General features: G+C 61.0%; 28 protein-coding genes. 16 read left to right on the plus strand and 12 right to left on the minus strand.

Annotation, left to right across the window (positions count from 1 at the left end; translation table 11 throughout):
- Nucleotides 1–3: 3 nt before the first annotated feature.
- Together AC1DF8_RS17565 and AC1DF8_RS17570 are read right to left on the minus strand one after the other, a co-directional pair.
- On the minus strand, nucleotides 4–279 hold the full coding sequence (locus tag AC1DF8_RS17565; protein WP_478154283.1) for a hypothetical protein: 276 nt from the start codon (nucleotides 277–279) through the stop codon (nucleotides 4–6).
- Between the two features lie 19 nt (nucleotides 280–298).
- Nucleotides 299–541 (minus strand): DUF982 domain-containing protein, encoded by a 243-nt coding sequence (locus tag AC1DF8_RS17570; RefSeq protein ID WP_113211058.1) that lies wholly within the window; start codon nucleotides 539–541, stop codon nucleotides 299–301.
- Between the two features lie 451 nt (nucleotides 542–992).
- Here AC1DF8_RS17570 and AC1DF8_RS17575 point away from each other — a divergent pair, with 451 nt between their 5' ends.
- Both AC1DF8_RS17575 and AC1DF8_RS17580 read left to right on the plus strand, forming a co-directional pair.
- Nucleotides 993–1,793, plus strand: a complete 801-nt coding sequence (locus AC1DF8_RS17575) for a GNAT family N-acetyltransferase (RefSeq protein ID WP_478154284.1) — start codon at nucleotides 993–995, stop codon at nucleotides 1,791–1,793.
- Between the two features lie 97 nt (nucleotides 1,794–1,890).
- Nucleotides 1,891–2,358 (plus strand): MEKHLA domain-containing protein, encoded by a 468-nt coding sequence (locus tag AC1DF8_RS17580; RefSeq protein ID WP_112969642.1) that lies wholly within the window; start codon nucleotides 1,891–1,893, stop codon nucleotides 2,356–2,358.
- Between the two features lie 106 nt (nucleotides 2,359–2,464).
- Here AC1DF8_RS17580 and AC1DF8_RS17585 read toward each other — a convergent pair whose 3' ends face one another.
- Nucleotides 2,465–3,403 carry a sugar-binding transcriptional regulator gene (locus AC1DF8_RS17585; RefSeq protein ID WP_183886869.1) on the minus strand — a complete coding sequence of 313 codons (939 nt, stop codon included), beginning with the start codon at nucleotides 3,401–3,403 and terminating at the stop codon, nucleotides 2,465–2,467.
- An 84-nt stretch (nucleotides 3,404–3,487) separates the two neighbouring features.
- Here AC1DF8_RS17585 and AC1DF8_RS17590 point away from each other — a divergent pair, with 84 nt between their 5' ends.
- The 14 genes from AC1DF8_RS17590 to AC1DF8_RS17655 all read left to right on the plus strand — a co-directional run bounded on the left by AC1DF8_RS17590 (nucleotide 3,488) and on the right by AC1DF8_RS17655 (nucleotide 17,219).
- Nucleotides 3,488–4,222, plus strand: coding sequence for an HAD family hydrolase (locus tag AC1DF8_RS17590; RefSeq protein WP_478154285.1), 735 nt, complete (start codon nucleotides 3,488–3,490; stop codon nucleotides 4,220–4,222).
- Nucleotides 4,223–4,389: 167 nt separating this feature from the next.
- Nucleotides 4,390–6,024, plus strand: a complete 1,635-nt coding sequence (locus AC1DF8_RS17595) for an ABC transporter substrate-binding protein (protein WP_478154286.1) — start codon at nucleotides 4,390–4,392, stop codon at nucleotides 6,022–6,024.
- Nucleotides 6,025–6,106: 82 nt separating this feature from the next.
- Nucleotides 6,107–7,123, plus strand: coding sequence for an ABC transporter ATP-binding protein (locus AC1DF8_RS17600; protein ID WP_478154287.1), 1,017 nt, complete (start codon nucleotides 6,107–6,109; stop codon nucleotides 7,121–7,123).
- Complete coding sequence (locus AC1DF8_RS17605; RefSeq protein ID WP_478154288.1) at nucleotides 7,120–8,103, plus strand: ABC transporter ATP-binding protein; 984 nt, start codon at nucleotides 7,120–7,122, stop codon at nucleotides 8,101–8,103. The genes AC1DF8_RS17600 and AC1DF8_RS17605 overlap by 4 nt, the downstream gene beginning before the upstream one ends.
- 11 nt (nucleotides 8,104–8,114) lie before the next feature.
- A complete protein-coding gene (locus tag AC1DF8_RS17610) occupies nucleotides 8,115–9,044 on the plus strand; it encodes an ABC transporter permease (RefSeq protein WP_113115551.1) in 930 nt (309 codons plus the stop codon).
- 10 nt (nucleotides 9,045–9,054) lie between these two features.
- Nucleotides 9,055–9,933: an ABC transporter permease gene (locus tag AC1DF8_RS17615; protein ID WP_112969649.1), complete on the plus strand. Its 879-nt coding sequence runs from the start codon at nucleotides 9,055–9,057 to the stop codon at nucleotides 9,931–9,933.
- Nucleotides 9,934–9,965: 32 nt separating this feature from the next.
- On the plus strand, nucleotides 9,966–10,709 hold the full coding sequence (locus AC1DF8_RS17620) for a glycerophosphodiester phosphodiesterase family protein (RefSeq protein ID WP_478154289.1): 744 nt from the start codon (nucleotides 9,966–9,968) through the stop codon (nucleotides 10,707–10,709).
- A gap of 584 nt (nucleotides 10,710–11,293) precedes the next feature.
- On the plus strand, nucleotides 11,294–11,860 hold the full coding sequence (locus AC1DF8_RS17625; RefSeq protein WP_246715536.1) for a TadE/TadG family type IV pilus assembly protein: 567 nt from the start codon (nucleotides 11,294–11,296) through the stop codon (nucleotides 11,858–11,860).
- Nucleotides 11,847–12,440, plus strand: a complete 594-nt coding sequence (locus tag AC1DF8_RS17630) for a TadE/TadG family type IV pilus assembly protein (RefSeq protein WP_183851176.1) — start codon at nucleotides 11,847–11,849, stop codon at nucleotides 12,438–12,440. The genes AC1DF8_RS17625 and AC1DF8_RS17630 overlap by 14 nt, the downstream gene beginning before the upstream one ends.
- Before the next feature lie 35 nt (nucleotides 12,441–12,475).
- A complete protein-coding gene (locus tag AC1DF8_RS17635) occupies nucleotides 12,476–13,837 on the plus strand; it encodes a TadE/TadG family type IV pilus assembly protein (protein WP_478154290.1) in 1,362 nt (453 codons plus the stop codon).
- Nucleotides 13,838–14,041: 204 nt separating this feature from the next.
- Nucleotides 14,042–15,028, plus strand: a complete 987-nt coding sequence (locus AC1DF8_RS17640) for a phosphodiester glycosidase family protein (protein ID WP_478154291.1) — start codon at nucleotides 14,042–14,044, stop codon at nucleotides 15,026–15,028.
- 352 nt (nucleotides 15,029–15,380) lie between these two features.
- The gene (locus tag AC1DF8_RS17645) at nucleotides 15,381–16,046 is read left to right on the plus strand and encodes a nitroreductase (protein ID WP_112542092.1); all 666 of its coding nucleotides are present in this window, start codon (nucleotides 15,381–15,383) and stop codon (nucleotides 16,044–16,046) included.
- Between the two features lie 157 nt (nucleotides 16,047–16,203).
- Complete coding sequence (locus AC1DF8_RS17650; protein WP_112969655.1) at nucleotides 16,204–16,503, plus strand: DUF982 domain-containing protein; 300 nt, start codon at nucleotides 16,204–16,206, stop codon at nucleotides 16,501–16,503.
- A gap of 245 nt (nucleotides 16,504–16,748) precedes the next feature.
- Nucleotides 16,749–17,219: a GNAT family N-acetyltransferase gene (locus AC1DF8_RS17655; RefSeq protein WP_478154292.1), complete on the plus strand. Its 471-nt coding sequence runs from the start codon at nucleotides 16,749–16,751 to the stop codon at nucleotides 17,217–17,219.
- 228 nt (nucleotides 17,220–17,447) lie between these two features.
- Here the strand turns inward: AC1DF8_RS17655 and ehuA are convergent, their stop codons facing one another.
- The 9 genes from ehuA to ehuR form a co-directional block, all read right to left on the minus strand.
- Complete coding sequence (gene ehuA / locus AC1DF8_RS17660; RefSeq protein ID WP_112542094.1) at nucleotides 17,448–18,227, minus strand: ectoine/hydroxyectoine ABC transporter ATP-binding protein EhuA; 780 nt, start codon at nucleotides 18,225–18,227, stop codon at nucleotides 17,448–17,450.
- Nucleotides 18,224–18,916, minus strand: coding sequence for an ectoine/hydroxyectoine ABC transporter permease subunit EhuD (ehuD, locus tag AC1DF8_RS17665; protein WP_112542095.1), 693 nt, complete (start codon nucleotides 18,914–18,916; stop codon nucleotides 18,224–18,226). The genes ehuA and ehuD overlap by 4 nt, the downstream gene beginning before the upstream one ends.
- An 8-nt stretch (nucleotides 18,917–18,924) precedes the next feature.
- On the minus strand, nucleotides 18,925–19,590 hold the full coding sequence (gene ehuC, locus AC1DF8_RS17670; RefSeq protein ID WP_478154293.1) for an ectoine/hydroxyectoine ABC transporter permease subunit EhuC: 666 nt from the start codon (nucleotides 19,588–19,590) through the stop codon (nucleotides 18,925–18,927).
- A gap of 60 nt (nucleotides 19,591–19,650) precedes the next feature.
- On the minus strand, nucleotides 19,651–20,502 hold the full coding sequence (gene ehuB / locus AC1DF8_RS17675; protein ID WP_113013770.1) for an ectoine/hydroxyectoine ABC transporter substrate-binding protein EhuB: 852 nt from the start codon (nucleotides 20,500–20,502) through the stop codon (nucleotides 19,651–19,653).
- 61 nt (nucleotides 20,503–20,563) lie between these two features.
- Nucleotides 20,564–21,577, minus strand: coding sequence for a N(2)-acetyl-L-2,4-diaminobutanoate deacetylase DoeB (doeB, locus tag AC1DF8_RS17680; RefSeq protein ID WP_478154294.1), 1,014 nt, complete (start codon nucleotides 21,575–21,577; stop codon nucleotides 20,564–20,566).
- A 4-nt stretch (nucleotides 21,578–21,581) separates the two neighbouring features.
- Nucleotides 21,582–22,760, minus strand: a complete 1,179-nt coding sequence (gene doeA / locus AC1DF8_RS17685; RefSeq protein WP_478154295.1) for an ectoine hydrolase DoeA — start codon at nucleotides 22,758–22,760, stop codon at nucleotides 21,582–21,584.
- On the minus strand, nucleotides 22,757–23,770 hold the full coding sequence (eutC, locus tag AC1DF8_RS17690; protein WP_478154296.1) for an ectoine utilization protein EutC: 1,014 nt from the start codon (nucleotides 23,768–23,770) through the stop codon (nucleotides 22,757–22,759). The genes doeA and eutC overlap by 4 nt, the downstream gene beginning before the upstream one ends.
- Nucleotides 23,767–24,786 carry a hydroxyectoine utilization dehydratase EutB gene (gene eutB / locus AC1DF8_RS17695; protein WP_478154297.1) on the minus strand — a complete coding sequence of 340 codons (1,020 nt, stop codon included), beginning with the start codon at nucleotides 24,784–24,786 and terminating at the stop codon, nucleotides 23,767–23,769. Before eutB ends, eutC begins: the two co-directional genes overlap by 4 nt.
- A 68-nt stretch (nucleotides 24,787–24,854) precedes the next feature.
- Nucleotides 24,855–26,303 carry a MocR-like ectoine utilization transcription factor EhuR gene (gene ehuR, locus AC1DF8_RS17700; RefSeq protein ID WP_478154298.1) on the minus strand — a complete coding sequence of 483 codons (1,449 nt, stop codon included), beginning with the start codon at nucleotides 26,301–26,303 and terminating at the stop codon, nucleotides 24,855–24,857.
- Nucleotides 26,304–26,338 lie beyond the last annotated feature (35 nt).

The raw sequence follows: 26,338 nt of genomic DNA on the forward strand, positions 1-26,338 counted from the left end.
GCCTTACAGGCGATGGCAGACGGTCACGAAATTCGTGCGTGGAATATAGCGGTATTCCACGATCATGTCCGTGCAATCGAGACATCGACGCTGCACATACCGCGCACGAACCATCGGCTTCGGTCGATGCTTGGCGACATGGGGTCGTTCATAACTTTGAATCATGTCGGCAGAATTGACCGGGCCTGTCGAAATGGCGGCTAYGGCCAACGTAAACAACGATACCAGCAAGGCGCGCATGCAGCTCTTCTCCTCGGAAATAAAGGTGGGCGCGCGCATATGTGCGCGCCTCCTGGGCCTAATGTGTGCTCAGCTTCGCTTCTGTGGCGGCGGCGAGAAAATCGTCCCTTGCGGTTTCCACACTGATGCGCCCTTCGACGGCACCTTTGCAGGTGTTGCTTGCCTTCACGAATTTCGCTCCCGTGCGTCGCGGCCACATGTCATGGAGATAGATGAGCGCATCGAACGGGCCTCTGACGGTCCGGGATCCGGCGTTGTCAAACTGGATCTCGACCGGCTCACTCCATTGGGTGTTTGGCATCGTTTTTCCTCCTCCTGTCGCGAGCCCCACAACGTCGCGAACGGGAATTTGTTCCCGCGCTGAAGATCGGTTGGTTAATCGCGGCTTTACCGCAGGTGTGCAAACGGCAGCTCTCGGCCGTGCCGAGTTTCTGGACGCCCGCCATCGGCTGCTACTAGCCCACCTTGTCCCGCAGGGGATGGCAGTTCCCAAGGGATCCTCTCATGTCCATCCATTTCTGACGGTTGTGCGTTGTGACTGCGCACCGTACGTTTTGCGGCGCAATTGAACAGCCCGTCTGGACTTCTAAATCCCAGCCTTATCTTTCTTGATCGGATGCATACTTTATCAGTGAATGCGATACAGGTTATTTGAACACCCGCGATACTGCTCTCGAAAGGACCGGGAGGATCGGTCCAGGGCAAATACGCAGCAGTTCTCGGCGACCGGTCGATGAAAAAGAGGAAGTAAATTGAGTATTTCAAGCGGCAGAATTGCCTGGGAAGAGGTCATCGAGGCCAGGGCTTTCATCGATCTTGCGAGGGTCACGCCCCAACCTTTTAAAGACAGCGTCGAGTTTACCTGCCTGCCGGTGGCCCAAGGCTGCGCCATTTCGCTGCCTACAGCTCCTGCGGTTGGGCTCAATCGCATTCTTGCTTTGAATAGCAGAGACGAACTCAATGTCGCATTCGAATGGATGAAGACCAGAACGGGCAGGCGGCATGTTCAGATCAGCGAAACCTCCGCCTCCAACGAATTGCGTGACTGGATCCTGGAGCAGAAACTGGTCGAAGATGGCGCCTGGGCAAAACTCACGCGGCCAGCACCATCCGCCCCGCTTCCCGTCGAAGGGCCTGTGCTGGCGCGGCTCGCCGATATCGAGGACGCGCCGATTGTCGGCAGGCTGATGTGCGCAGGCTTTGCTTTTCCGACGGCGCTTGAACCACTGTGGTCATCCCTGGTCGCCAAGAAAGGCTGGGCCTGCTTCATTGCGGAACTGGACGGCACGCCGATTGGAACCGGGGCGATGTTCGTTGAGGACGGATGTGCCTGGCTGGGAGTCGGAACGACGCTTGCCGAATATCGGAATCTCGGTGCGCAAAAGGCGCTGATCAATGCGCGATTGAACGAGGGCCTTGCTCAGGGTGTTTCGCTGTTTGCGGTGGAAACAGCCAAACCGGAAGAAGGACAACCGAACATATCCTTCGGAAACCTCACGAAGTCAGGCTTCAAGCCATCCTATATTCGCAAGAATTATCTCCTGCCGAATTAAGTCCTTCCCGCCGATGCTGATTGCCGCATCGGTGCCATATCCCGTGACTAGATCGGAACAAGCCCCGTGAAGCGGCCGGACTTGAGAAGGAAACGAGATGCAGTTGAACGGCGAACTGAACCCGAACGATCCCGAATTCTTTGAGCTTCTCACTGGGAGCTTCAGGCGCCTTCTCGGACGAGACCTTCTCCCCAGGGATCGGGGGCCTGAATGGCTCTACGGCGATGCCCCGTTTGTGGTTCTTGCCCATAATACTGCGCCCGATCCGGTCTTCGTCTATGCCAATGGTGCAGCACAGAGGCGGTTCGGGTACTGCTGGAGTGAGTTCGTGAAGCTGCAGTCGCGTTTATCCGCTGGCCCAAGCGAGCGGTCAGAGCGCCAGGCGTTGCTCGACGCGGTGGCACGCAACGGATTTATGACGGGCTATCGGGGATTGCGGGTCACAAAGTCGGGGAGCCGGTTCTGGATGGAAGATGGAATAGTCTGGCAGCTTCGCACCGCAGACGGACAGGATTTCGGCCAGGCAGCGACCTTCTCGCAGTGGGCCGAGGTGCCGCCCTCCTAAACCGTCGTCTTGTCTCGCCCTGGTACGTGGAGGCACTTCTCGCGATGAACAGGCATCGGGGCTGCGCGCGCCGGTCGCCTCTCGTAGACGCAGGCCGCACCTCACCTCATCCGCCCGCCAGCAACGCCCTTGCGCTCTCCTCATCCGTGATCAGCACGGTTGCGAGTCCGGCGCGCACGGTGGCGCTAAGGATGGCGTGTTTGTGGGGGCCGCCCGAGGCGACGATGCGGCAGGGGATCTTGCGATAGTCGGCGAGGTCGGGGGCCAGCACCTGCGCGTTCAGCGGGTGGGGGACTGGGCGGCCCTCGGCATCGATATAGCGGCCGAGCAGGTCGCCGACGGCGCCGACAGCGATGAGGTCACCGACGTCGGTTCCGGCCGGCAGGCCGTAGCGCACCTGCAGGGACTGCCTGGTTACGTCGCCGACGCTCAGGTAGGAAATATCCACTTCGCAGGTCTGGCGGAAGATGCGCTCGAAGACCGATTGCGTGATGATCGCCTCGCGCGATTGCGGGCTCTCGGCATAGATCGGTGCCGCGAAATAGTGGCATTGGGCCTTCAGAACCTGCGCGAAGGCGCGCACGACCTCGAACGTGTTGATCTCCGAGCCGCGCGTCAGCCCGCCCATCATCGAGCGCAGTTCGATCCCGGGCTCGCTTGCCGGCGTCATGTGAGTAATGGTCTCGCGCAGCGTCGCGCCCCAGCCGACCCCGATGGAGCGGGGCTTGCGGGCCTGGATCAGCCGGTCGAGATAGGCAGCCGCGCCGCGGCCGAGCGCCTGGTGCAGAAGCTGCGGATCGGCAGGGGTGGGCACGACGACTGCCGCCTCCAGGCCAAAACGTTCCTGCAGACGCGATTCCAGCTCCATGCCGGCGGCAAGCGGCGAGGTGAAGCTTACCCTGACGATGCCTTCCTCAAGGGCTGCGGCCAGGAACTCGTTTACCCGGCGACGGGTGAGGTACATACGCTCGGCGATCTGCGCCTGCGTCAGCCCCTCGACGTGATAGAGCCAGGCCGCCCGGATTTTCAGTTCATGCGATTCCATCAATCCCCATCCCAAATGTGCCCTACATGCCCCGACGTTACATATTTCACACTGGTGTAACATATGTAACGTAATGCCGTCTGCATGACGATAGAACTTCTGATCTTCGATTGCGACGGCGTACTGATCGACAGCGAGCCGCTGGCGAGCGGCGCGCTGGCACAGGCTCTGCAGCGGGCCGGCGTTCCCTTGAGCCACGCCGAAGTCCACCGTCGCTTCACCGGTCTTTCGGGCGAGGCGGCCGGCCGCCTCTGTCGCGAGGAACTCGGCCTTGCCGATCCGGCTCATGTCTTCGCCGATGCAAAAAGCGCGCTCTACGCGGAATTTTCCCGTTCGCTGCGGCCGATGGCCGGCATCGAAGAGCTGGTGCGGAATGTGAGGCAGCGCAAATGCGTCGCGTCCAACAGCGACATGGAGAGGCTGCGTCGCAGCCTCGGCCTTCTGGATCTCTGGGCGGAATTTGACCCGCATATCTACAGCGCCGAGATGGTGGCGAGGCCCAAGCCTGCGCCTGACCTGTTCCTTCTCTGCTCCGAAAATCTCGGCGTGGCGCCGCATCGCTGCCTTGTCATCGACGACAGCGCGCTCGGGATCGCGGGTGCCGTGGCGGCCGGCATGGCGGCGATCGGCTTCGTCGATCCGGCCGATCCGCGCAGCGGACGCCACGAGGCGCTGAACGCGGCAGGCGCTCTGCAAACGGTCGAGGGGGCGGGGGAACTGGCGATTGCTCTCGAAGCGCTCTCTTCATCATCCGCAAAGGAAGAGGCGGCTCATGCCGCCGGGCCTGCAAGGAATCCGGCGGTGGAGACCGCCGGCTAATCTCGCGCAGGCCGATGCTTCGCGCGCTGGAATGGCTCTTCGCGGCGTCCGCGACGGGCGGCTGTAACCGAAACTTCATGAAGCCGTCAATCAGGCGACATGGAGCTGATCCTAAGAACCAAGACCGCGAGCCGGGGGCCCGCCGGTCAAGACACAAGGAGTTTCCGATGATATCGATCAATCGACGCAGCGCGCTCGGTCTGCTCGGCGCCACCGCCGGCACGCTCATTCTGCCGCGCATGGCTTTCAGCCAGGCAAAGCGTCCTTCCATCACCATCGCGGTGCAGAAGATCACCAACAACAATTCGCTCGACGTCTATCACGAGCAGTCGAACGTCGGCGAGCGCATCTTCTTCCCGAACCTCTGGGAAGGCCTGATCCTGCGCGATTGGATGGGCAACCAGGGCCCGGTTCCAGGTCTTGCGACCGAATGGAAGCGTATCGACGACAAGACGCTCGAACTGAAGCTGCGCCAGGGCGTCAAGTTCCACAACGGCGACGAAATGACCGCCGAGGATGTCGCCTTCTCCTTCTCCAAGGAGCGCGTATTCGGCAACACGGAACCGGCCGGCGGCAAGACCATTTTCGAAGCCGACCACAAGCCTGCGACCGCCAAGGAACTGCCCGCAACCGTTCCCGGCGTCGGACGTCGCCTGTGGCCGGCGCTCGCCGGTATCGAGATCGTCGACAAGTACACCGTGCGCCTGCACAACGCCACGCCCGACGTGACGCTGGAAGGCCGCCTCTATTCCGGCGGTAGCCAGATCACCAACCGCCGCGCCTGGGATGAAGCAGCAACCTTCACGGAATGGTCGCGCAAGCCGATCACGACCGGCCCCTACATGGTCGCCGAGTACAAGCCGGACGTTTCGCTGACGCTCGTCGCCTTCGACGAATATTGGGGCGGCCGCCCGCCGCTCGAGCAGATCCGCTTCGTGGAAGTTCCTGAGGTCGCCTCGCGCGTCAACGGCCTGCTGTCCGGCGAATACGACTTCGCCTGCGACCTGCCGCCGGATCAGATCGCCGCCGTTCAGGCCGCTCCTGGTTACGAGATCCAGAACTCGACGATCTGGAACCACCGCATTTCGGTCTTCAACACCCAGAATGAGATCCTCGCCAACCCGCTGGTTCGCCGTGCCATGACCCATGCCATCGACCGCCAGGCGATCATCGATGCACTCTGGGCCGGCAAGACGGTCATCCCGGCCGGCCTGCAGTTCGAATCCTTCCGTACCGGTGATATGTTCATCGAAGGCTGGGCGCCCCCGGCTTACGATCCCCATCTCGCCAAGGACCTCCTCAAGCAGGCCAACTACAAGGGCGATGCGATCCCCTACCGCCTGCTCAACAACTACTACACGAACCAGACGGCCAACGGCCAGATCATGGTCGAGATGTGGAAGCAGGTCGGCCTCAACGTCGAGATCGAGATGAAGGAAAACTGGGCACAGATCCACGACCCGGCAGGTGTCAAGGGCGTGCGCGACTGGTCGGCCTCCAACACGATCAACGATCCGATCACGCCGATGATCGTGCAGTTCGGCCCGAACGGCGAAGTGCAGCAGAAGAAGGACTGGACGAACGAGGAGATGAACAAGCTCGCCGTCGTCATGGAAACCTCCACCGACCGTGCACAGCGCAAGAAGGCCATCGCCCGCATGCTGGAAATCTGCGAGCGCGAGGACCCGGTCTATCAGGTCCTGCACCAGAATGCCGTCTTCACCGGCATGAAGTCCTCGCTGAAGTGGAAGGCCGCTCCGGCCTTCGCCATGGACTTCCGCGCCGCAAACTGGTCGATCTGATCGGTTCGTCACTCCGGTCTCCGGCGGCTGACGCGCTGCCGGAGATCGTCTTTTTGGTGCAAGCGAAAAGCGGGGATGAAAGATGGGCGCGACCGGCTCCAATCTCGTGGAACTGCGTGACCTGACGGTCGCCTTCGACGGCGTGCAGGTTCTCCACGGCATCGATCTCGATGTCGGCAAAGGCGAAGCGCTCGGCCTCGTCGGCGAATCCGGCTGCGGCAAGTCGGTCACGTGGCTCGCGGCCCTCGGCCTGCTGCCCGGCAAGGCCCGCGTTTCCGGCTCAGTGCAAATCGAAGGTCGCGAACTCATCGGCGGATCGCGCGAGGTGCTCGAAAGCGTGCGCGGCAGCCGCATCGCCATGATCTTTCAGGACCCGTCCAGCTCGCTCAATCCGGTGCTGCGCATCGGGCGGCAGATTTCCGAGGCGTTGTCGGTCCATCGCGGCCTGCGCGGCGAGGCGGCAAAGGCCGAGGCGCTGCGGCTGATCGATATGGTCGGCATTCCCGATTCGCGCCGCCGCTTCGATCTCTATCCGCATGAATTTTCCGGCGGCCAGTGCCAGCGCCTGATGATTGCGATGGCGCTGGCCGGCCAGCCCGACCTTCTGATTGCCGATGAACCGACCACCGCGCTCGATGCGACGATCCAGGCGCAGATCCTCGATCTCTTGATCCGTCTGCGTGCCGAAACAGGCATGGCGACCGTTTTCATCAGCCATGATCTCGGCGCCGTCAGCCAGGTCTGCGAGCGCGTCTGCGTCATGTACGCCGGACGCATCGTGGAGGAGGGCAGTGTCGAACAGCTCTTCTCCGAGCCGCGCCACCCCTATACGCGCGGCCTGTTCGATGCCATTCCGCGCCTCGACGGCGGCCGCGAACGGCTGATCCCCATTCCCGGAACCGTTCCCAATCCGAAACATCTGCCGGAGGGCTGTTCCTTCTCGCCGCGGTGTCCGCGCGCCGTCGAGGCCTGTCGCAGCGAGCAGCCGCCGCTCGTTTCGCTCGATGGCGGCCGCAAGCTCGCCTGCGTACGGCCGGTTCCTGTCGCGGCTGCCGTCGAGACCCGGTCGTCCCGTATCGCCGAGGGCCTGCTGCAATGACGCCGCTCATCGAAGCCCATGATCTCGTCCGCATCTATCAGATCCGTCACGGGCTGTTCGGCCGCCCGGCGCTGGTACGCGCCGTCGACGGCGTTTCGCTCTCGGTCGTGGCGAGAGAAACGCTCGGCATCGTCGGTGAATCCGGCTCCGGCAAATCGACGCTCGGGCGGATGCTGCTCGGCATCGATGATGCGCAGCAAGGAAGTGTGCGCTTTCAGGGGCAGCCGATGCCGGTGCGAAACTCCGCGGAATGGCGGGCACTGCGCGCGAGGATGCAGCTTGTGTTCCAGGACCCGCTCGCCGCACTCGACCGCCGCGTGACGATTGCCAGGCAGATCGCCGAGCCGCTCGATATCCACAAGCTCATTCCCAAAGAGCACCAGACTGACCGGGTGACGGAACTGATGAGGGCCGTCGGCCTGCGCCCGGACCAGGCCGATCGTTATCCTCACGAGCTATCGGGCGGCCAGCGCCAGCGCGCCGTGATCGCCCGGGCGCTCGCGTCGCGGCCGAAGCTGCTCGTCTGCGATGAGCCGGTGTCGGCGCTCGATGTCTCCATCCAGGCGCAGGTCGTCAACATGATGCGCGATCTGCAAGAGAAAAACGGCATCGCCATGGTCTTCATCAGCCACGACCTGAAGGTGGTGCGCAACATCGCCGACCGTGTCGCGGTCATGTATCTCGGCCGCATCGTCGAGGAGGCTTCTTCCGACGTTATCTTCCGCGTCCCGCAGCATCCCTATACGAAGGCGCTGGTATCCAGCGTGCCCGTTCCCGGCAAGCCGCTCGAAGGCCGTGTCGTCCTGCAGGGCGAGCCGCCGAACCCGGCGAGCCGCCCCTCCGGCTGCGCCTTCCACCCACGCTGTCCGCTGGCGCGGGAGATCTGCCGTTCCGTCGTGCCGGAACTCAAAGATATCGGCGGGGGCCGTACCGCGGCCTGCCATGTCGTGGCGGGCGAAACCACGCCGGTCGCGGCATAGGGGGGGGGTCCATGATCCGTTTCGTTCTCGTGCGCCTGTTCCGTGCTCTCCTGACCATCATGGCGGTCGTCACCTTCGCCTTCGTCGTGCTGCGCATGTCGGGCGATCCCGCAACTGTCATGCTCGGGCCTGATGTGCCGAAGGAGGCGGTCGATGCCTTCCGCAAGGCATGGGGCCTCGACCAGCCGCTGTGGATTCAATATCTCGCCTATATCAAGTCGATCTTTACCGGCGATTTCGGCGTCTCGATGCGCGACAAGGCGTCCGCACTGAACCTCGTGCTGGAACGCGTGCCGGCGACGCTGCAATTGACCATCCCGGCGCTCATCCTCAAGCTCATCTTCGGCATTCCCTCCGGCGTCTATGCTGCGCTGCACCGGCAGAGTTTTTCCGACCGTGGCGTCATCCTGCTTGCCGTCCTTGGCTTTACCATTCCCTCCTTCGTCATGGGTCTGCTGCTCGTGCTGATCTTCTCGGTCATCCTTGGCTGGCTGCCCTCGGGCGGGCAGGATACCTGGATGCACGGCATATTGCCGACGCTGACGATGAGCATCGGCGGCATCGGCATCCTCGCCCGCTTTTCGCGCAGCGCCATGATCGAGGTGATGGGCCAGCCCTATATCCGCACCGCCTCGGCCAAGGGGCTGACATGGCGCGACGTGGTCTGGAACCATGCATTGCCCAATGCGGCAGTGCCGATCGTCACAATCGTCGGCTTCATGGTCGGTTCGCTGATTGCAGGTGCAGTCGTGGTGGAATCGATCTTTTCCTGGCCCGGCATCGGCCGCCTGCTGGTAGTCTCGGTCACCAATCGCGATCTCGCGGTCGTGCAATGCATCCTGCTGATCATCGCCGTCGCCATGGTCGTATCGAACCTCGTCGTCGACCTGCTCTACGGCTGGCTCGATCCGCGCCTTCGTTCGCATGCGGCCGGACATTAGGAGAAAACCGATGGCTACTGTCGATCTCGCCGCAACGCCGGCTTCCGGAAAGCCCAACCGGCTCATCTCCTTCCTGCGCCGCAACGTCCCGCTGTCGGTGGCCTTCGGTCTGCTGTGGCTTGCGGCAATGGTCTTGACCGCCGTGTTTGCCGACTATATCCGCCCGTTCAACATCACCGCCATGGATCTCGGCAGCCGGCTTTCGGCGCCGGGCGGGCTTAAGCATCTGCTCGGCACCGACGAACTCGGCCGCGACGTACTTTCGCGCCTCATCCAGTCGATCCGGGTGTCGCTCGTCATCGCCTTCGGCGCGACGATCCTCTCGGCGCTCTTCGGCACACTGCTCGGGTTCCTCGCGGCGCGGTTCCGCGGGTTCGTGGAGCATCTGGTCCTGATGCTCGCCGATTTCCAGGCCGCTCTTCCCTTCCTCATTATGTCGCTGGCAGTGCTGGCCTTTTTCGGTTCCTCCATGCTGCTGCTCGTGTGCCTCATGGGTTTCTACGGCTGGGAGCGCTATGCGCGCATCGCCCGCGGCCTTGCGATCTCCGCCGGCGCCCAGGGCTATGCGGCGGCTGTGGTGCAGCTCGGTGCCACGCCTTCGCGCGTCTACCTGCATCATATCCTGCCGAACGTTGCCTCGACGCTGATCGTTTCCATGACCCTCACATTCCCGGAAATCATCCTGATGGAAAGCGGGCTCTCCTTCCTCGGCCTCGGCGTGCAGCCGCCCGAAACCAGCCTCGGTAACATGGTGGGCTTCGGACGCGAATATCTGACGCGAGCGCCCTGGATCATGCTGGCGCCCGCCGCCGTGATCATGCTGACGACGCTTTCGATCTCGCTCGTCGGCGACTGGTTGCGCGACAAGCTCGACCCGACGATCCGCTAGTGCTGTGAAATCAATATACTGAAGGAATTTCCATGACGCTCATCACCGGCCATCGCGGCGCCCGCAACCTCTGGCCCGAAAACTCGCTCACTGGTTTCCGCAACGCGATCACGCTGGGCGTCGACGCCATCGAATTCGACGTGCACCTGACGCGATCGGGCGAGCTCGTCGTCATCCACGACGCCACACTGGAGCGCACTGCCGAAGGCGCTGGCCCGGTGCAGGACCTGTCGGTGGAGGCCCGCAAGGCGACCCTGCTGAAAGGTACGGACGAGGCGATCCCGACGCTCGCCGACGTGCTCGGCGTGCTTGCCGCAAACAAGGGCATTGACCTGCATGTCGAGATCAAGATCGACGAGACCGGCACGCCCTATCCTGATATCGCCGCACGCGTCGCAGCCGAGCTTTCGCGCTTCGGCGTCGGCGAACGTTCCTACCTGACCTCCTTCGATACGTCGGTGCTGGAGGATTGCCGCCTGCATGCGGCTGATGTTTCGCGCCTCGTTTCCGTCAATGCCGTCTGGGCCGAAAAGCAGGGCGGGCTTGCCGCCTTCATCGACCGCGTGGACGAACTGGTGGAGATCATCGCCATCCATCACGGGCTGATGGAAGCGGAATGGGACCTGATCCGCAGCCGGCTGCCGATGGAACGGCTCTGCGTCTGGACCCTCAACGACGAGCCCGGCATCCACCACTGGCTGGAACGCGGCATCGGCAGCTTGACCTCGGACAGCCCGGATCTGGCGCTGAAACTGCGTGYCGGCATCGCTCCGTGAGCTATGGCTTTGCTTCTTCGCCCTAGCGGGGGAACGGCCCACTAAGCCTGTGCCACTGGATCAATGACACGGTCATGGCGCTGTGCTTTTTGCGGGTCGGCTTGGACATCATGTGAAATGGTCGACGGCCAGCTTTCGTCCTCATATCGAAAGCAGTGCCACCGATGACATCATTCATCCAGGATCTATCATCAAGCCAGGCTGCTCGCAGTCTGGCCAAGATATCATCAATGCGAACCCAACGGATTTAGGTCAAGGAGCTAGGGTAGGAGCAGGATTCCCTGTTGCTCCAGCCCCTGTTTGTGGCATCAGTCGCAGCGAAGCATTCATGGCTGGCGGCATTTGCAAAACGACTTCGTCATCGGCCTACGTTTTTCGGGTATGCGGTGAGGCCGGCACCCAGCGACACCCTCGTCAAACATCGGTCAGTTTCCCCTATCGGTTCAGCAAAGCCTATCCGGGAAACGCAGTTTTATAGTGCTAAGCCTTGGTTGCATAAAATGTGATCGTTTCTTTTAGAACGTTGTGAACATTCCGGCGATACTGCTTCCTCAGGTTGAATAATTCGGTGGATGAGGTGTGTTTTGAGAGGTCTCGCGATCGGACGATTTCGTGCGTCTGAAGAGGGCGCCACTGCCGTTGAATTCGCGATCATTGCCCCCATCCTGATCTTCATCATGTTCGCCATTATCGAGACGGGAATCGCGTTTGCCGCCGACATCCTTTTGAAGAACGCGACTTATGACGCTGCAAGAACAGGCAGGACGGGCTTCATCTCGGAAAAGTCCACTCAGGACGCGACCGTGAAGCAGAAAATCAGATCTGAAGCTGGCGTCATAATGGATGCCGACAAGCTCGTTATCACGAGCCTCTCCTATAAGAGCTTTGACGCTCTGAAAAAGCCGGAGCCTTTTATCGATAAGAATGGCAATGGTGTCAGAGACAACGGCGAGAACTTTACGGACGTCAACGGTAACGGCGTCTATGACAAGGACCAGGGCGCCAGCGGCTATGGTGGCACGGCACAGGTCGTTATCTACACGGTGACCTATCCCTGGTCGTTCCACACACCTTTTCTCAATCGGCTCATCGGCAACAACGGCACCGTTGAACTGACGGCAACAGCGGTGGTCCAGAATGAGCCCTATTGAGATCGTATGCCGTGCGGCCAGAGAGTGGGTTCTCCTCATCCGTCGCCTTGTGCACGATGACAACGGCGTTGCCGGAATCGAGATGGCCATCATAATGCCTGTGTTGCTGCTGCTCTTTTGCGGCGGGGGCGAAATCGCCCTTTATGCGCGATCTCATTTCCAGGCCTCGCAGATGGCGTCCACGGTCGCCGACGCGGTTTCCCGCTACGAGACTCTGACCGCCTCCGACGTTGCATCGATATTCACGGTCACGTCCGAGATCATGGGAACCGACGACTTCGGCAAGAACGGTTATGTGATCCTGTCCTCGGTATCGCGTACGGGGGGAGCCACTTCTATCGTGGCCTGGCAATGTAAGGGCGGCGCACTTCCGAGCACGAGCAAGATCGGCATCGTGAACAAGGCGGCGACGCTGCCCGGTAACCTCACGCTAGACGCTACCGACAACGTTATCGTCGCCGAGGTTTTTTACCGGCATACGCCGATATTCTCGAACTTCATCTCCATCGAACCGCAACTCTATGAGACAGCGGTTTTCCGTCCCCGTCTCGGTAGCCTCACAAGCGCGCCCGGATGCTAGCTGCAAGAAAGATTGATCCAATGGGATTGGGATCCATGATCACGGGTTTTTGCCGGGACAGAGATGGCGCGGTATTGCCATTCGTTGGCATCGTCAGTCTCGTACTGATCGGTGCTACCGGCTTCGGCATCGATGCCGCCCGGCTGATGCTCTTGCATTCGACGCTGCAGCGTTCGATCGACGCGGGAGCGCTGTCTACCGTTGCCAAGCTCGACACCGCGACGATCGATGTCCAACTGCGCAAGTTCACGGTGGCTAACTTCGGAGACGGGCAGATCGGCGCGACGCTCGACGGTCTCACCTGGACGATCTCGAGCGACAACAAGACACTGACCGTAAAGGCGAGCGCCAGCGCACCGGCATCGCTCATGAAGATTCTCGGTATCCAGACGATCAGCACCAGCGCAGAGAGCGTGATCGAGCGTTCGACGAGTGGCCTTGAACTGGCGCTGGTGCTGGACAACACCGGCTCTATGGCCGGCTCAGGTATTACCAGCCTCAAGAGTGCTGCCAACACGCTCGTCGACATTCTCTATGGCGACAAGCCCATTGCCGAAAACCTCTATGTCGGAATCGTTCCTTTCTCGCAGACGGTCAATGTCGGAAAGGCGCACACGGATTGGCTGCAGGCGGGATCGCTCGCCGCGCTCGACTGGGGAACAACCTCGTGGGGTGGATGTGTCGAGGCGCAGAGCGCAACCGTGGACGATGTCTCGGACGCAGTGCCGTCCACCAATCCAATTGTGCCCTACTACTGGGAAGACAGCGATGGCAACGACTGGATCAGCGTCAACAGCAAGGGCAAGAAGACTTATGACGCGACGCTCGATGAAACGAACGGTCCGAACAAGAACTGCCCGGCCGAAGTCACGCGGCTGACACCCGAAAAGGCGAAGGTCGTTTCCGCGATTAACGCCATGAAGGCGGTCGGCAATACGCACGTCAACTTCGGAGCCGTCTGGGGATGGCGGATGCTCTCACCCAAGTGGCGCGGTCTTTGGGGTGGCGACATGACGACATACAAGCTTCCGCTGGACTATTACACGCCGCATATGAGCAAGGCGGCGGTAATCATGACCGACGGTGCAAACACGATGTCAGAGCAGGTCTACAGCGCCTATGGCTGGCTTGCCGACAAAAATCTCGGAACCAGCAATTCCAGCACGGCAGTGACCGAACTCAACAATCGACTGAGCAAGGTTTGCACGGCCATGAAGAATGCCGGCGTTATCGTCTACACGATCGCGTTCAACAATCCCGGCACCAGTACGCAGAATCTCCTGCGTGGTTGCGCGAGCCAGAACGCATTTTACTTCAACTCGCCTAGCACCGCAGCGTTGCAATCCGCCTTCAAGCAGATTGGCAACTCACTATCGAATCTCAGGGTTAGCAGGTGAGATGCTGGCTCGATTTTCGTGCCTTCTGCGGGGCGCTTCGGCTATCGGGAGTATCTCGGGCGGCTGAGGACAAAAACGAGATCGCACGCCGGGCCGCGCTTTAGTTGAATTTGCCACCAAAAAGCTTTCCTTGAAACAGCAGTTCCATCGCTGAAGCAGCTTTGCCGAGCAGCTAACAATGGTTTTTGAGGCCAAGGGACCCGTATGTCGTTGAGAGCCAGGATCTTCATTGCGGTCATCGCTGCTGCTTCGATCGTCGTGATGGGAGGTTCCGCGTGGTTATGGGATCGGTCCGGCGCTTACGGCTTCAATGTGATTTTGCGAAGGGGCGGGACCTACTGGATCAGCGTTAAAGCCAACGATCCGCGCTTGTCTCCCGCCATGCAGCTGTCTCTGACCAATCCCGAGCCGGTCGCAACAGCCGGTCAAGTCATTTGGCGCGAAGCCGAGAAGGGCTTCGAGGTGGCGGAACTTCCCGTCATGGTCGGCGGCCACGAAATCGATACCATCCTGCTCAATCGGATCGATCCCATGCTGTATCGGTTCGTGGCGAGGAATGCGTCTGCCGGCGACCGAGGGATCGACGAATGGGAGAAGGCGGTCCCACAGGCGGTGCTGATCGTTAACGGCAGCTACTACGATCACAAGGGCGAGCCTGACACGCCGATCCTCAGCGACGGCGTGCCAATGGGACCGGCGGACTATGACGCCAAGGCAGGAGCCTTCGTCTCCGGCGAAGGCTTTGCGGATATCAAGGGTCTGTCTGCACAATCATGGCAAACGGCTTTTCAAGGGGCGACCAACGCAATGGTGTCCTATCCCCTGTTGCTCGGCGCCGACGGTCAGACGCATGTGCCAGTCAAAAGCCGGTGGCTTGCCAATCGGACTTTTGTCGCCAAGGACAACGATGGGCGCGTGATCATCGGCACCACAAAGGAGGCCTTCTTCTCGCTCACCGGCCTTGCCGATTTCCTGAAAGACTCGCCGTTGAACCTAAAGGTTGCTCTGAATTTTGACGGTGGCCCGATCGCTTGCCAGAGCGTGCGTTTGACGGGATTTCAGCGAAAGTTCTATGCGCGATGGGAGGCGCAGGTCGAAGGCGACGAGGTGCGGCTGCTGCGGTGGCCTCTTGGCAGTGCAAGTTGGGCGATGCCTATGGCGCTGACAGTTGAACGACGGACAGACGGTTAGGACCGTAACCTGCAACCTGGATTCCGCACATGGGGTTGCTCGTTCGTATCCGCTCATTGCAACGGCATGCCCCGTGACGGACGCCGAAGTCATGTTTCGATGAGGCGGCGAGGTCGCATTCGGCGCGGCCGATAAGTGAGCCGCCTGTAAGCGAAGTCGAGGAAGGCCGGTTTCGCGCAGCCTTCTTCGTACCTACCCTATTGCGTCCTGCGGGTACTTTCCAAAAGCGGCAAAGCCGCGCGTGCGAAGGATATAGACACTAAGTTTGGGTTGTCTGTGGGTCTGGGAGGCGCGCAATTAGACCCCGCGGCATTGGAGCGACGCGAATGCCGGCAGCACGGAGGAAAACGTCATGGATGTGTATGAGGCAGTGACTAGCCGCCGGTCTGTGCGAGGGTTCAAAGACGAGCCTGTATCGAGGGAGATACTGGAGCGCGTGCTCGACGCGGCTTCTTGGGCGCCATCCGGATCGAACATCCAGCCGTGGAACACTTACGTCATTACCGGCGCGCCCCTGGTCGAGCTCAAGACATCCGCTGTCGAGCGCGTCGCCCATGGCGATCCGTGGGACGAGCGACAGTACGAGATGTACCCGTCCTCGCTGAAGTCCCCGTATGCGGATCGCCGGTCAGCTTTCGGACGAGAACGCTACAGCGCGCTCGGCATTGCACGTGAAGACTGGGAGGCGCGCCAGCGCGCAGCCATTGCCAATTGGAACTGTTTCGGCGCACCCGCCGCCCTATTCTGCTACATCGACCGCGACCTAGGGCGACCTCAATGGGCCGACGTCGGCATGTATCTTCAGACAGTCATGCTGCTGCTCCGCGCCGAAGGCCTGCACAGTTGCCCGCAGATGGCGTGGTCGCAGGTTCGCGAGTCTGTCGCGGAGATCCTATCGCCCCCGGACGGGCTGATCCTCTACTGCGGCATGTCGATCGGATACGAGGACCCCACCGTCAGCTATCCCCGGACGGGTCGAGTTCCGCTCGCCGAAACGGTCACGTTTGTGGGGGATTAGTCCAAAGGTGCAGCGCCGAGCCGGAAACGGGCAAAATGATCAAGCTTCAATTGGGAATGAGCCAGCGGCGCCAAGGCGCTGATTCTGCGACCTGCGACTCGACTCATTTGATTCCCGTCCCATGTGAATCGGTCGAGACATCGAGAGGTACTGCGTCATGGACAATCTTCACAGCTCGACACCGATCCGCCCGCTTCACGTCGAGATCGACGGCGCGGCGAAATATCGTCAGGCCCATAGCGTCGAGGATCTCGCCGCTTTTCTGCTGAGCGAAAAGTGGCCGCATCTCGAAAACGATCCCGCCGCATTCCACCATGCGCTCGCGACCTCGATGGATGCCATGCAGCTCTATCTCGATCCGGAAATTGCACGCCAAGCCTTCGTGGCGGCGGCACATGCATCGAGAATGCATGTCCTTCCGGATGACATGAAAGAGAAGAAGGCCGGCAAACGATGACATAAGCCCCCAGGTGGGCGACGGCATCCGCGATAAACCAGGCTGCAGCAGGCTTGCATGCGCAGTGTGCCGCTGGTACCGATGATCAACTCTTGGAGATGCCTATGCTTGCCGCCCGCCTCACCTGCAATTCGCCGGCCGTGTCGCCGGAGATTTCAGCCCGCTGCCTAGCCCAAGGCTGAAGCTCAAGCGCGTCTCGGCCAATGATCGCCTTCGAAAGGCGTCATCTCCAAGCTGAGAAACTCATGATCATTTCCCTTACATCGAGCGCCTTCGACGCGCTCGCCGATGGCGTTGTGCCGTCGGGCCTCCGTCTCCTGCAGGATAGCGCCATCGCACCGCGGGAGGTCCTGCGCATGCTCTCCGATCTGAACCGCGCCATCGCGGCCGATTTCACTCCGTCTGCCTGGATGATCGTGGATGGCGACGAGGTCGTCGGCCTCTGCTCGATCATCAGACCTCCTGAAAACGGCGAACTGCATATCGGTTACGGCGTCGCGCCCTCGCGTGAAGGCCGGGGGATGGCGACCGCAGCCGTCGCGGAACTGCTGGACTGGGCGCGCAGCGACCCTCGAGTCAAAAGCGTGTCTGCAGAAACGGCCGTCGCCAACGTTGCCTCCCAGCGCGTGCTGGAGCGCAACGGCTTTTCACCGACGGGGCGAAGGAGCGACCCCGAAGACGGTCCGCTCATCTGCTGGGCGGTTGCCACTTTGTGACGACGTCGATGAGGGAGTGGCATTGTCCTCTCCCTCGTGACGGTCGGCGGGATTGGCAGGCGCTCCAACCCTGTGCGACACCGTCAAGCTGATGTCGGCGGCTTGCGGAGGGGACAGGCCGCCTGATCCAGCGCTCAAAAACAAATGCTGACGAGTGACGCGGGCGGCGCTCGTTCCGTCGCTTTGTTGTCGCCTTCCGCTTGCATAGCCGGCCGCTCGATTTTCTGATCATCCAAGGACGGATGACAGAAATTCGCGTGTCCTCTCCGCTTGCGGCGAACCGAATATCTTGTCCGGCGCGCCCTGTTCGCAAATGCGACCCTTATCGAAGAAACAGACGCGATCCGATACTTCTCGGGCAAAGCGCATTTCATGGGTGACGAGCAGCATGGTCAGATCATGTTCATGTGCCAGTCCGCGGATGACGGACAGCACTTCGCCGACCAGTTGTGGATCGAGCGCCGAGGTCGGCTCATCGAAAAGCAGAACGCGTGGACGCATGGCAAGCGCACGGGCAATCGCCACGCGCTGCTGTTGCCCGCCGGAAAGCTGTACCGGATAGTGGTCCTTCTTATCGGCCAGCCCCACCATCTGCAGCAGTTCAATCGCACGTGCTTCCGCTTCCGCTCGCGCCATTCCCAGTACCCGTACGGGCGCTTCGACAACGTTACGAAGGACCGTCATATGAGGAAAGAGATTGAAGCTCTGAAAGACCATGCCGACGTGATTGCGGATCTGGCGCAGGTGCTTTTCCGAAGCTTGGAAAGAACCTTTGCCGCCCGCTTCGTGGTAGGACGTACCGGCCAGGGTCAGCGTGCCCTCCTGGAACGGCTCGAGCGTCATCAGGATGCGCAAAACCGTGGATTTACCGGAGCCGGATGGGCCGATCAGGGTGACCTTTTCGCCTTTCGCAACACTAAAATTGAAGTTGTCGAGTACGGTCAGAATACCAAAACGCTTGGTGACGTCGCGAAATTCGATAATGGGTTGCTCGGAGGTATTGGTCATCGCAAGGGTATTCCTGCTTTGGGAAGAGCTCTCTGCAAGCGGTGGAGGCCGGCCGAGCAGATCAGCGTCAGGAGAAGGAAGATCACGCCGACAAGGGTCAGCGGCACAAGGTATTCGAACGTGCGCTCGCCGATCATGTTGGCAAGCCCCATCATTTCGAGAACGGTCACGACGGAAAGAACCGGCGTTTCCTTGATCATGGCGACGAGATAGTTGCCCATGGCCGGCACGATGCGCGGAACAGTCTGCGGAATGACGACATCGCGATACGTCTGCATGCGCGACAGGTTGAGCGCGGTTGCTGCTTCCCACTGCCCGCGTGGTATGGCTTCGATGCCGCCGCGATAGACTTCCGACGTATAGGCCGCATATTGCAGACCGAGCGCCAATGCGCCGGTGAGGAACGCGGGCAGCACGACACCGAAATCGGGCAGCACGTAGTAGAGAAAGAACAGCTGCACCAGAAGCGGCGTGTCGCGCAGGAACTCGACGATGAGCGCGGTTGTCCAGGAGATTGCTATGATGCGGCTGCGACGCAGCAGAGCGAACACCAGGCCGAGCACCAGCGCAATCCCGAAGCCGGCAGCGGCTGCCTTCAATGTGACCGTCAACCCGATCAGGATGATCGGGAGGATCGAGGTCGTGTAAGTGACCCAGGTCGTTGTGTCCCACTCGTAACCATACATCATTGCTATCCTTACGAATGGCCGCCGCGGGGAAAGACATCGCCGCGTCGTACAAAGTGCTCGATCACGCGAACGGCTGCCATCAGGACAAGCGACATGGCGAAGTAGCACACGAGCGTGACCGAATAGACGCTGGCGCTATCCAGCGTGATGTTGCGGATGGATTGGGCTGCGAAGGTAAGGTCGGCAATCGAGATCAACGAGACCAACGAGGACAGCTTCAGCGTTTCGATGGCGAGGTTGCCGAAGGCCGGCATCATCTCGACAACGGCCTGCGGCAGCGAAATGCGAAAGAGCGTCTGGACGCGGTTGAAATTCAAGGCCCGGGCGGCTTCCAGCTGCTGCACGGAGACCGACAGGAGCGCCCCGCGGACGATTTCGGCGCCATAGCCGCCGACATGGGCGGCCAATACCAGGATGCCGGTGGTGATCGGATCGAAACTCAGGCCGACCAATGGCAGCGCGTAATAGAACCAGAACAGCTGAACGAACAGCGACGTCCCGCGAAATACTTCCGTGTAACACAGCGCGACGGCCGACAGGAGCGGTCCTCCCTCGACACGCAGGATGCCGAAGACGAAGGCGAGCAGCGCGCCACAGACGATCGCTGCCACGGTGATCGTCATCGTCACGATAGCGCCGTGCCAAATCATGGAAAGATAGGCTGTCCAGCTCATCTGGCATTCTCTCCGAATGAAAGCAGGTGGCGCCCGGTCCGGGACCGGGCGCCTTTGTCGTTACTTCCCGGCGCAGAGATCGGCGACGTTCTTCTCAGCTGCTGCCGCAATGCTCTGTTCCGACAGACCGTACTTCATGAGGATCTTCTTGTAGTCGTCCGTCTTTCGGAACGCGACAAGCGCAGTGTTGAACGCGTCGCGCAATTCCTTGTCTTCCGGACGGAAGGCAAAGCCGCCGTAGTTGCGGACCGGTGCCTCCTTGACGATCGGGTCCTTGAACGGCGCGACCTGCTCGACATTGGCTTGATCCTTGGCGAGCGCGGAGACCGTCAGCTCGGTGGCCGCATAGGCATCGACGCGGCTCTGTACAGTTGGGATCGCATCGGCATTCGCCGGAATGAAGACGATCTGGTCGTCCTTGACGCCGACGGCGCGCAGGAAGTCGACATTGTTTGCGCCCGAAACCACCGCAACTTTCAAGGACGGGTCTTTGGCGATGTCGGCATAGGTTGTCAGACCCTTCGGATTGCCCTTTTTGACCAGCAGTCCCTCGCCGTAGGACGAGTTGGGTTCCGTAAAGGCGACCTGCTTGCAACGCTCGGGGGAAATGTTCTGCTCTGCGGCAGCAAAGTCGAAGCGACGCGCCTTAAGGCCCGGGATGAGCGTGCCGAAGGGCGTCACCGTCCAGTTGATTTCCTCGATGCCCATGGATTTCAGGACGGCATTGGCAACATCGGGGCCGATGCCGGCAGAGGTGCCGTCCGGCTGCATATAGGAATAGGGGACCTCGTTGGCTGTGGCGGCCCGGATAAATCCCTGCTTCTTGGCCTCTTCGACGGTCAGTGCGCTGGCCGATGTGACGCCGATGCCGAGCGCAAGCGCGGAAAGGCAAATGGTTTTTGAGATGCGCATTCGAATTCTCCTCTGGTTAAGGTCTTGTGGTCCGTTTTCGGATCTCACGTCTTTCGTCTGGTCAGGTTTTCTCCGTGATCGTTGCGATGACGGAAAGGCAGTCGCCGGCCTTGATCAGGCCGGGCACATGGCGGGCCGCGAGCACGCCGTCCATGGCGGCGCGGTATTCGATTGGCGCAACGCCTGTCTTCCCGACGGAATACACACGGGCGACGATTTCGTTCCTTTTGACCGGCTCGCCCAGATCAAGGGCAAAGGCGATAAGTCCGTCGTCCTCGGCAAAGGTGAAGCAGTCGTCCGATGGCATATCCAGCCAGCGGGTCGGCCGAGCGTCTGGCGCGCCCGTCAGTATTCCGGCATGGCGCAGGAGATTGAGGCTGCCCTTCCGCGCGATCTCGATCGTACGCGCGCTTGCCGTGCCCGCCCCGCCGAGCTCGGTGGTCACGAAGGTCTTTCCCATTTCCTCGACCGTCGTATCGAGCATGCCGACAGCATCGATCTCCAGCATCCTCATTGAATAGGGGGCAGCGAAAGCCGCAACGGCATCGAAACAGCGCGCCTCCTGCGCCTTGTCGGGCAGTTCGTGGGCTGCGGCATAGGGCAGGAAGTCGAGCGTCCTGCCGCCGGAATGGAAGTCGAGCACAATGTCGGCGAGCGGGATCAGGTGACGTGTCACGTAATCGGCGATCTTCTCCGTTACCGTGCCATCCGGGCGACCTGGAAAGCTGCGGTTCAGATTTCCGCGATCGATCGGCGATGTGCGTGTACCGGCCCGGAACGCAGGGTAATTGAGCGCCGGGACTATGATGATGCGTCCGTTGACCTCCGAAGGATCGAGCGACCGCGCCAACTCGAAGAGGGCGGCCGGACCTTCGTATTCGTCGCCATGATTGGCGCCGGTCAGAAGTGCGGTCGGGCCTTCGCCATTGGCGATGACGCAGACCGGGATCATGATCGAACCCCAGGCGCTGTCATCGCGGCTGTAGGGTAGGCGCAAATGCCCGTGCTGCACGCCCTTCGCGTCGAAATCGACGGAAGGGGCGATTGGCGAGGGACGAGGCGTGCCGGTCAGCATCCCATCAGCCCTTCACGAACAATTGGCGCGGCACGTTTGACAGGCATTCCATGCCTGTTTCGGTGATCGCAATGCTTTCGGTGATTTCGAGCCCCATGTCTTCGAGCCAGAGACCGGTCATGAAATGGAAGGTCATGCCAGGCTTCAGTTCCGTGCGGTCGCCCGGGCGAAGGCTCATGGTGCGTTCGCCCCAGTCCGGCGGATAGGACAGACCGATCGGATAGCCGGTGCGGTTGTCCTTGATGATCCCGTATTTCTTCAGAACCGCGAAGAAGGCGTTGGCGATGTCCTCGCAGCTATTGCCCGGCCTTGCTGCGGACAGGCCCGCTTCCATGCCTTCGAGCGTCGCCTTTTCCGCGTCGAGAAAGGCTTGGGTCGGCTTGCCGAGAAACACGGTGCGCGAAAGCGGGCAGTGGTAGCGTTTGTAGGCGCCGGCGATCTCGAAGAACGTCCCTTCGCCCGAGCGCATCGGCTTGTCATCCCAGGTCAGGTGTGGCGCGGAAGCGTCCGCACCCGATGGCAGCAGCGGCACGATCGCCGGATAGTCACCGCCGAATTCATGCGTCCCGCGAATGCCTGCGTCATAGATTTCGGCGACGAGATCGCATTTGCGCATGCCGGGCTCCACGACCTCGACAATGCGCTTGTGCATCAGCTCGACGATCTTGCCCGCCTTGCGCATGTAGTCGAGCTCGGTCGAGCTCTTGACCGCGCGCTGCCAGTTGACGAGACCCGCCGCATCCTTGAAGCGGGCATTGGGCAGATACTTTTGCAGAGACGCGAAGGCGGCGGCCGAGAAGTAGTAGTTGTCCATCTCGACGCCGACAGTCAGGCTCGACCATTTCCGCTCATCGATGATCTGCGCCAGGAGATCCATCGGGTGGCGCTCGTTCGACTGGACGTAGTGATCCGGGTAGCCGATGATATTGTCATGGTTCAGATAGGCGGTGCGTTTGGCGCCATTGGCATCCTGCTTGCGACCGTACCAGATCGGCTCGCCGCTCGGCGGCACCAGAACGCATTGATGCACATAGAAGGACCAACCGTCATAGCCGGTGAGCCAGTGCATGTTGGACGGATCGGTGACGATCAGGAGATCGATCCCCGCCTTTTCCATCGCCTGACGGGTCTTCGACAAGCGCGCGGCATATTCCCCGCGCGTAAAATTCAGCGTCACGCTCACGCTGCATCTCCCATTTTGATGTCGTTTTCGATCGTCCGGCCGCTTCCTGCGTCTCTTGCGCGGGCAAGTGCCAGATTGGCGATGGCAGTGTCCTGCACGCCTGTGCCTGTGAGGTCTGCGAAGGTGATTTCGTCTGCGCTCGACCGACCGACCGCCGTGCCGGCGATCACGGTTCCGAGTTCGGCAAACTGCTGGTCCAGCGTCACTGCGCCGGCCTTGATGGCATGGTGCAGTTCGCCGAGAATGCGGGTCTGCGAGAGCCGATCTGCAACGTAAGTCGCGCGAGCAAAGACGGCGGGGTCGATCTCGTTCTTGTGCTCTGTGTCCGACCCCATTGCTGTCAGATGCTGACCGGGTTCAAGCCATTCGGCCATCAGGAGCGGCTTTTCTGCCGGTGTCGTCGTTACAACGATATCCGCGCCTCGGATGGCTTCACGCGGATCGGCAATGGCGGTGACTTCGATCGCGTGGTCGCGAGCCAAATTGGAAGCAAGCGTCTTGGCCTTTGCGTGATCGCGTGCCCAGATCCGGGCCGATTTGATCGGCCGTACAAGCATGAGAGCCTCTAGCTGCAGTCGCGCCTGCATGCCTGCACCGAAAATCGTGGCAACGTTGGCGTCTTCACGCGACAGATGGCGTGCGGCGACCGCACCGGCCGCTGCCGTGCGCACATCCGTCAGATAGCCATTGTCGAGGAGAAGGGCTTCGACCAGCCCGGTCTTCGCGCTCAACAGGATCATCAGTCCGTTGAGGCTCGGCAGGCCGATCTTGGGATTATCGAAGAATCCGGGACTGACCTTGATGGCGAAACCGTCGAAACCCGGCACATAGGCCGTCTTGACGTCCACCTCGCCACGAAACTCCGGAATGTCGAGGCGCAGGATCGGCGGCATGGCAACGGCTTTCGTCGCGAGCGCAGCGAAGGCCTGCTCGACACAATCGACCGCGGAGACATCGAGCTTGACGACAGCGCGAAGGTCTTTTTCCATCAAAATGCTGATGCGGCTCATGTGGCAGCCTCCGCGACGATTCTCTGGTGCAGGGTCGGGTCAATGTTGCCGCCTGAGATGATGAGAGCGGCAGGGCCGAAAACTGCGATCTTGTTTGCGAGGATGGCGGCAATGCCGACCGCGCCGGCACCCTCAACGGTCATGTCCTCCTGTCGCGCCGCATGGCGGATGCCCTCGGCGATCTCGTCTTCGGTGAGAAGGACGATGTCATCGAGCAGATCGCGGCAAAGTGTGAAGGTCACATGGTTTGAAAGACCGATGCCGCCGCCCAGCGAATCCGCCAGCGTTTCCTCCTCGCGGACCGCGACAGGCTTGCCGGCGGCGATCGCCGCATGCATAGCCGCCCCACGCTCCATCGATATGCCGATGACGCGGGCTTGGGGCTTCAAGGTCTTGATGGCAACAGCAATGCCGCCAGCCAGACCACCGCCGGAAAGAGGCACGAGCACGGTCGCGAAATCGGGAAGATCCTCGACAATTTCGAGGCCGATCGTGCCTTGACCGGCAACGACGTCCGCATCGTCGAAGGGCGGGATCGGCGTGAGGCCACGGCTCTCGGTCAGGCGCTCGGCTTCCACCTGAGCATCGTCCTGAGATGTGCCGATGATGCGGATCTCGGCGCCCACCGCGCGGATCGCTTCGACTTTGTTGGCGGGAACAAGCGATGACATGCAGATGGTGGCGGGAACGCCGAGTTCTCGTGCGGCATAGGCGACGGCGCGACCGTGATTTCCTGTCGAGGCAGTGACGAGACCACGCTTGCGTGCCGCGTCATCCAGCGAGAGGATCGCGTTCATCGCGCCGCGCAGCTTGAATGCGCCGATCGGCTGGCGCGTCTCGAGCTTGAGATGGACGGGCTGACCGGTGCGCTCAGACAGAGAACCGGAGTAGATGAGCGGTGTGCGCGTCACCCGGCCGAAGATGCGGGCGGCAGCCCGCTTGATGTCCGCCAGCGTGACTGGCAGCACCTTTTCCTCGGTCGATCTGGACAGGAATTCGCTCTTCATGATTGTCATGTTGAGAGCGAAGTAAAATCATGTCAATTATTTTATTGTAATGATTCAATGATTGTCTTGGGCGGACTCTACCCGATGGCACCGATGTCATAGACCGGTGGCAATTGCTCGAAGGCCTGCCGTACGATCGTCAGTGCCCTGGCCAGGCTTGCATGGTTCATGCGTCCGCCCAGACAGATGCGAATGCCGCCGCCATGGCCAGGGCCGGCAATGAAGGGTTCGGACGGCGTGACCGCGACATTCTGGTTGGTCAGTGAACGGACCAGCCCGTCCTCGGTCCAGTACGGCGGAACCTTGAGCCAGGCGCAGAGCGAGAGCGGATGACTGGAGGCGATATGGTCTCCGAGGATTTCACTGGCGATAGCTTGGCGCGCTCGCGCTTCGTCACGCTGGATTTCGACCAACCGCTGAGCCGTGCCGTTCTCGACCCAACGCGTGGCGATTTCGCCGGTCAGATAGGTCCCGCTCCAGCTCGACACACGCAGGATCGAGGCGGCGCGAATGGAATAGGCGGGTGGAACAACGAGATAGCCAACGCGCAACCCAGTCAGCACCGCTTTGGTGAAGCTCGTGACGAAGAAGCCGAGGTCGGGCAGCATCTCAGTGATCGACGGCAGGTCTTCCTCGATCAACGGGCGATAGACCTCATCTTCGATGACGAAGATATTATAACGTGCCGCAATCGCGGCTATCTCGCTCCTGCGGGCCGCGCCCGTGACATGACCTGTCGGATTGTTGAGAGTCGGGACCAGCACCAGGGCTCGGACACCGCCTGCAGCACAAACGGCCTCCAACGCATCGGGCAAAATGCCTTCACTATCTGTCGGCAAACCCTTCAGGCTGAAGCCAAGGACGTTCGAAAGCCCGATGATGCCATGATCGGTGAGATTCTCACACAAGACGACGTCTCCGGAGCGGACAATGCAGCTTAAGGCGAGAAAAATGGCATGGGCAGCACCATTGGTGACGAGGATGCGCTCTACCCCGGCAGTGACGCCGAGCATGCGCAACCAGGCGCGCGCCGTTTCTCGGTGGCGATCAAGGCCTGCGACGGGGCGGCACGGGCGCATGAAGCTTGCATTGTCGCCATCGGCGAGCTCACGAAGAATCTCGCGCGATGCGGTCTCATGTGCATCGAGATAGACGCCGCGGATAATGGAAAGATCGAGCACCTCGTTGGCGCTATGATCAAGCATCATGCGCCCGGCCCGGTCCGTAACCCGTGTCTTCACGAAAGTGCCGCGACCGATCTCACCGCTCAGATAGCCGAGCCGTTCAGCCTCCTTGTAGGACAGGCTGACGGTCTGGACGGAAAGGCCAAGTTCACGCGCCAGATCGCGATGCGTCGGCATGCGATCCATTGGCTTGAGCACGCCGGCATCGATATCGGCGATGATGCGCTCGGTGAGGACTGCATGCTTCGTCTCGCCTTTTTGCTTGGCGAGACTTGGTCGCCAGACCACCGGCTTCGTCGCCGTTGTCGGAGAAGTGTTCAGCGGATTGGCTTGACGTCGCATGAAATTGTCTCGTTTTGAGGACGATCATTTCATGA

The organism is Rhizobium sp. 05N49, from assembly GCF_056396805.1.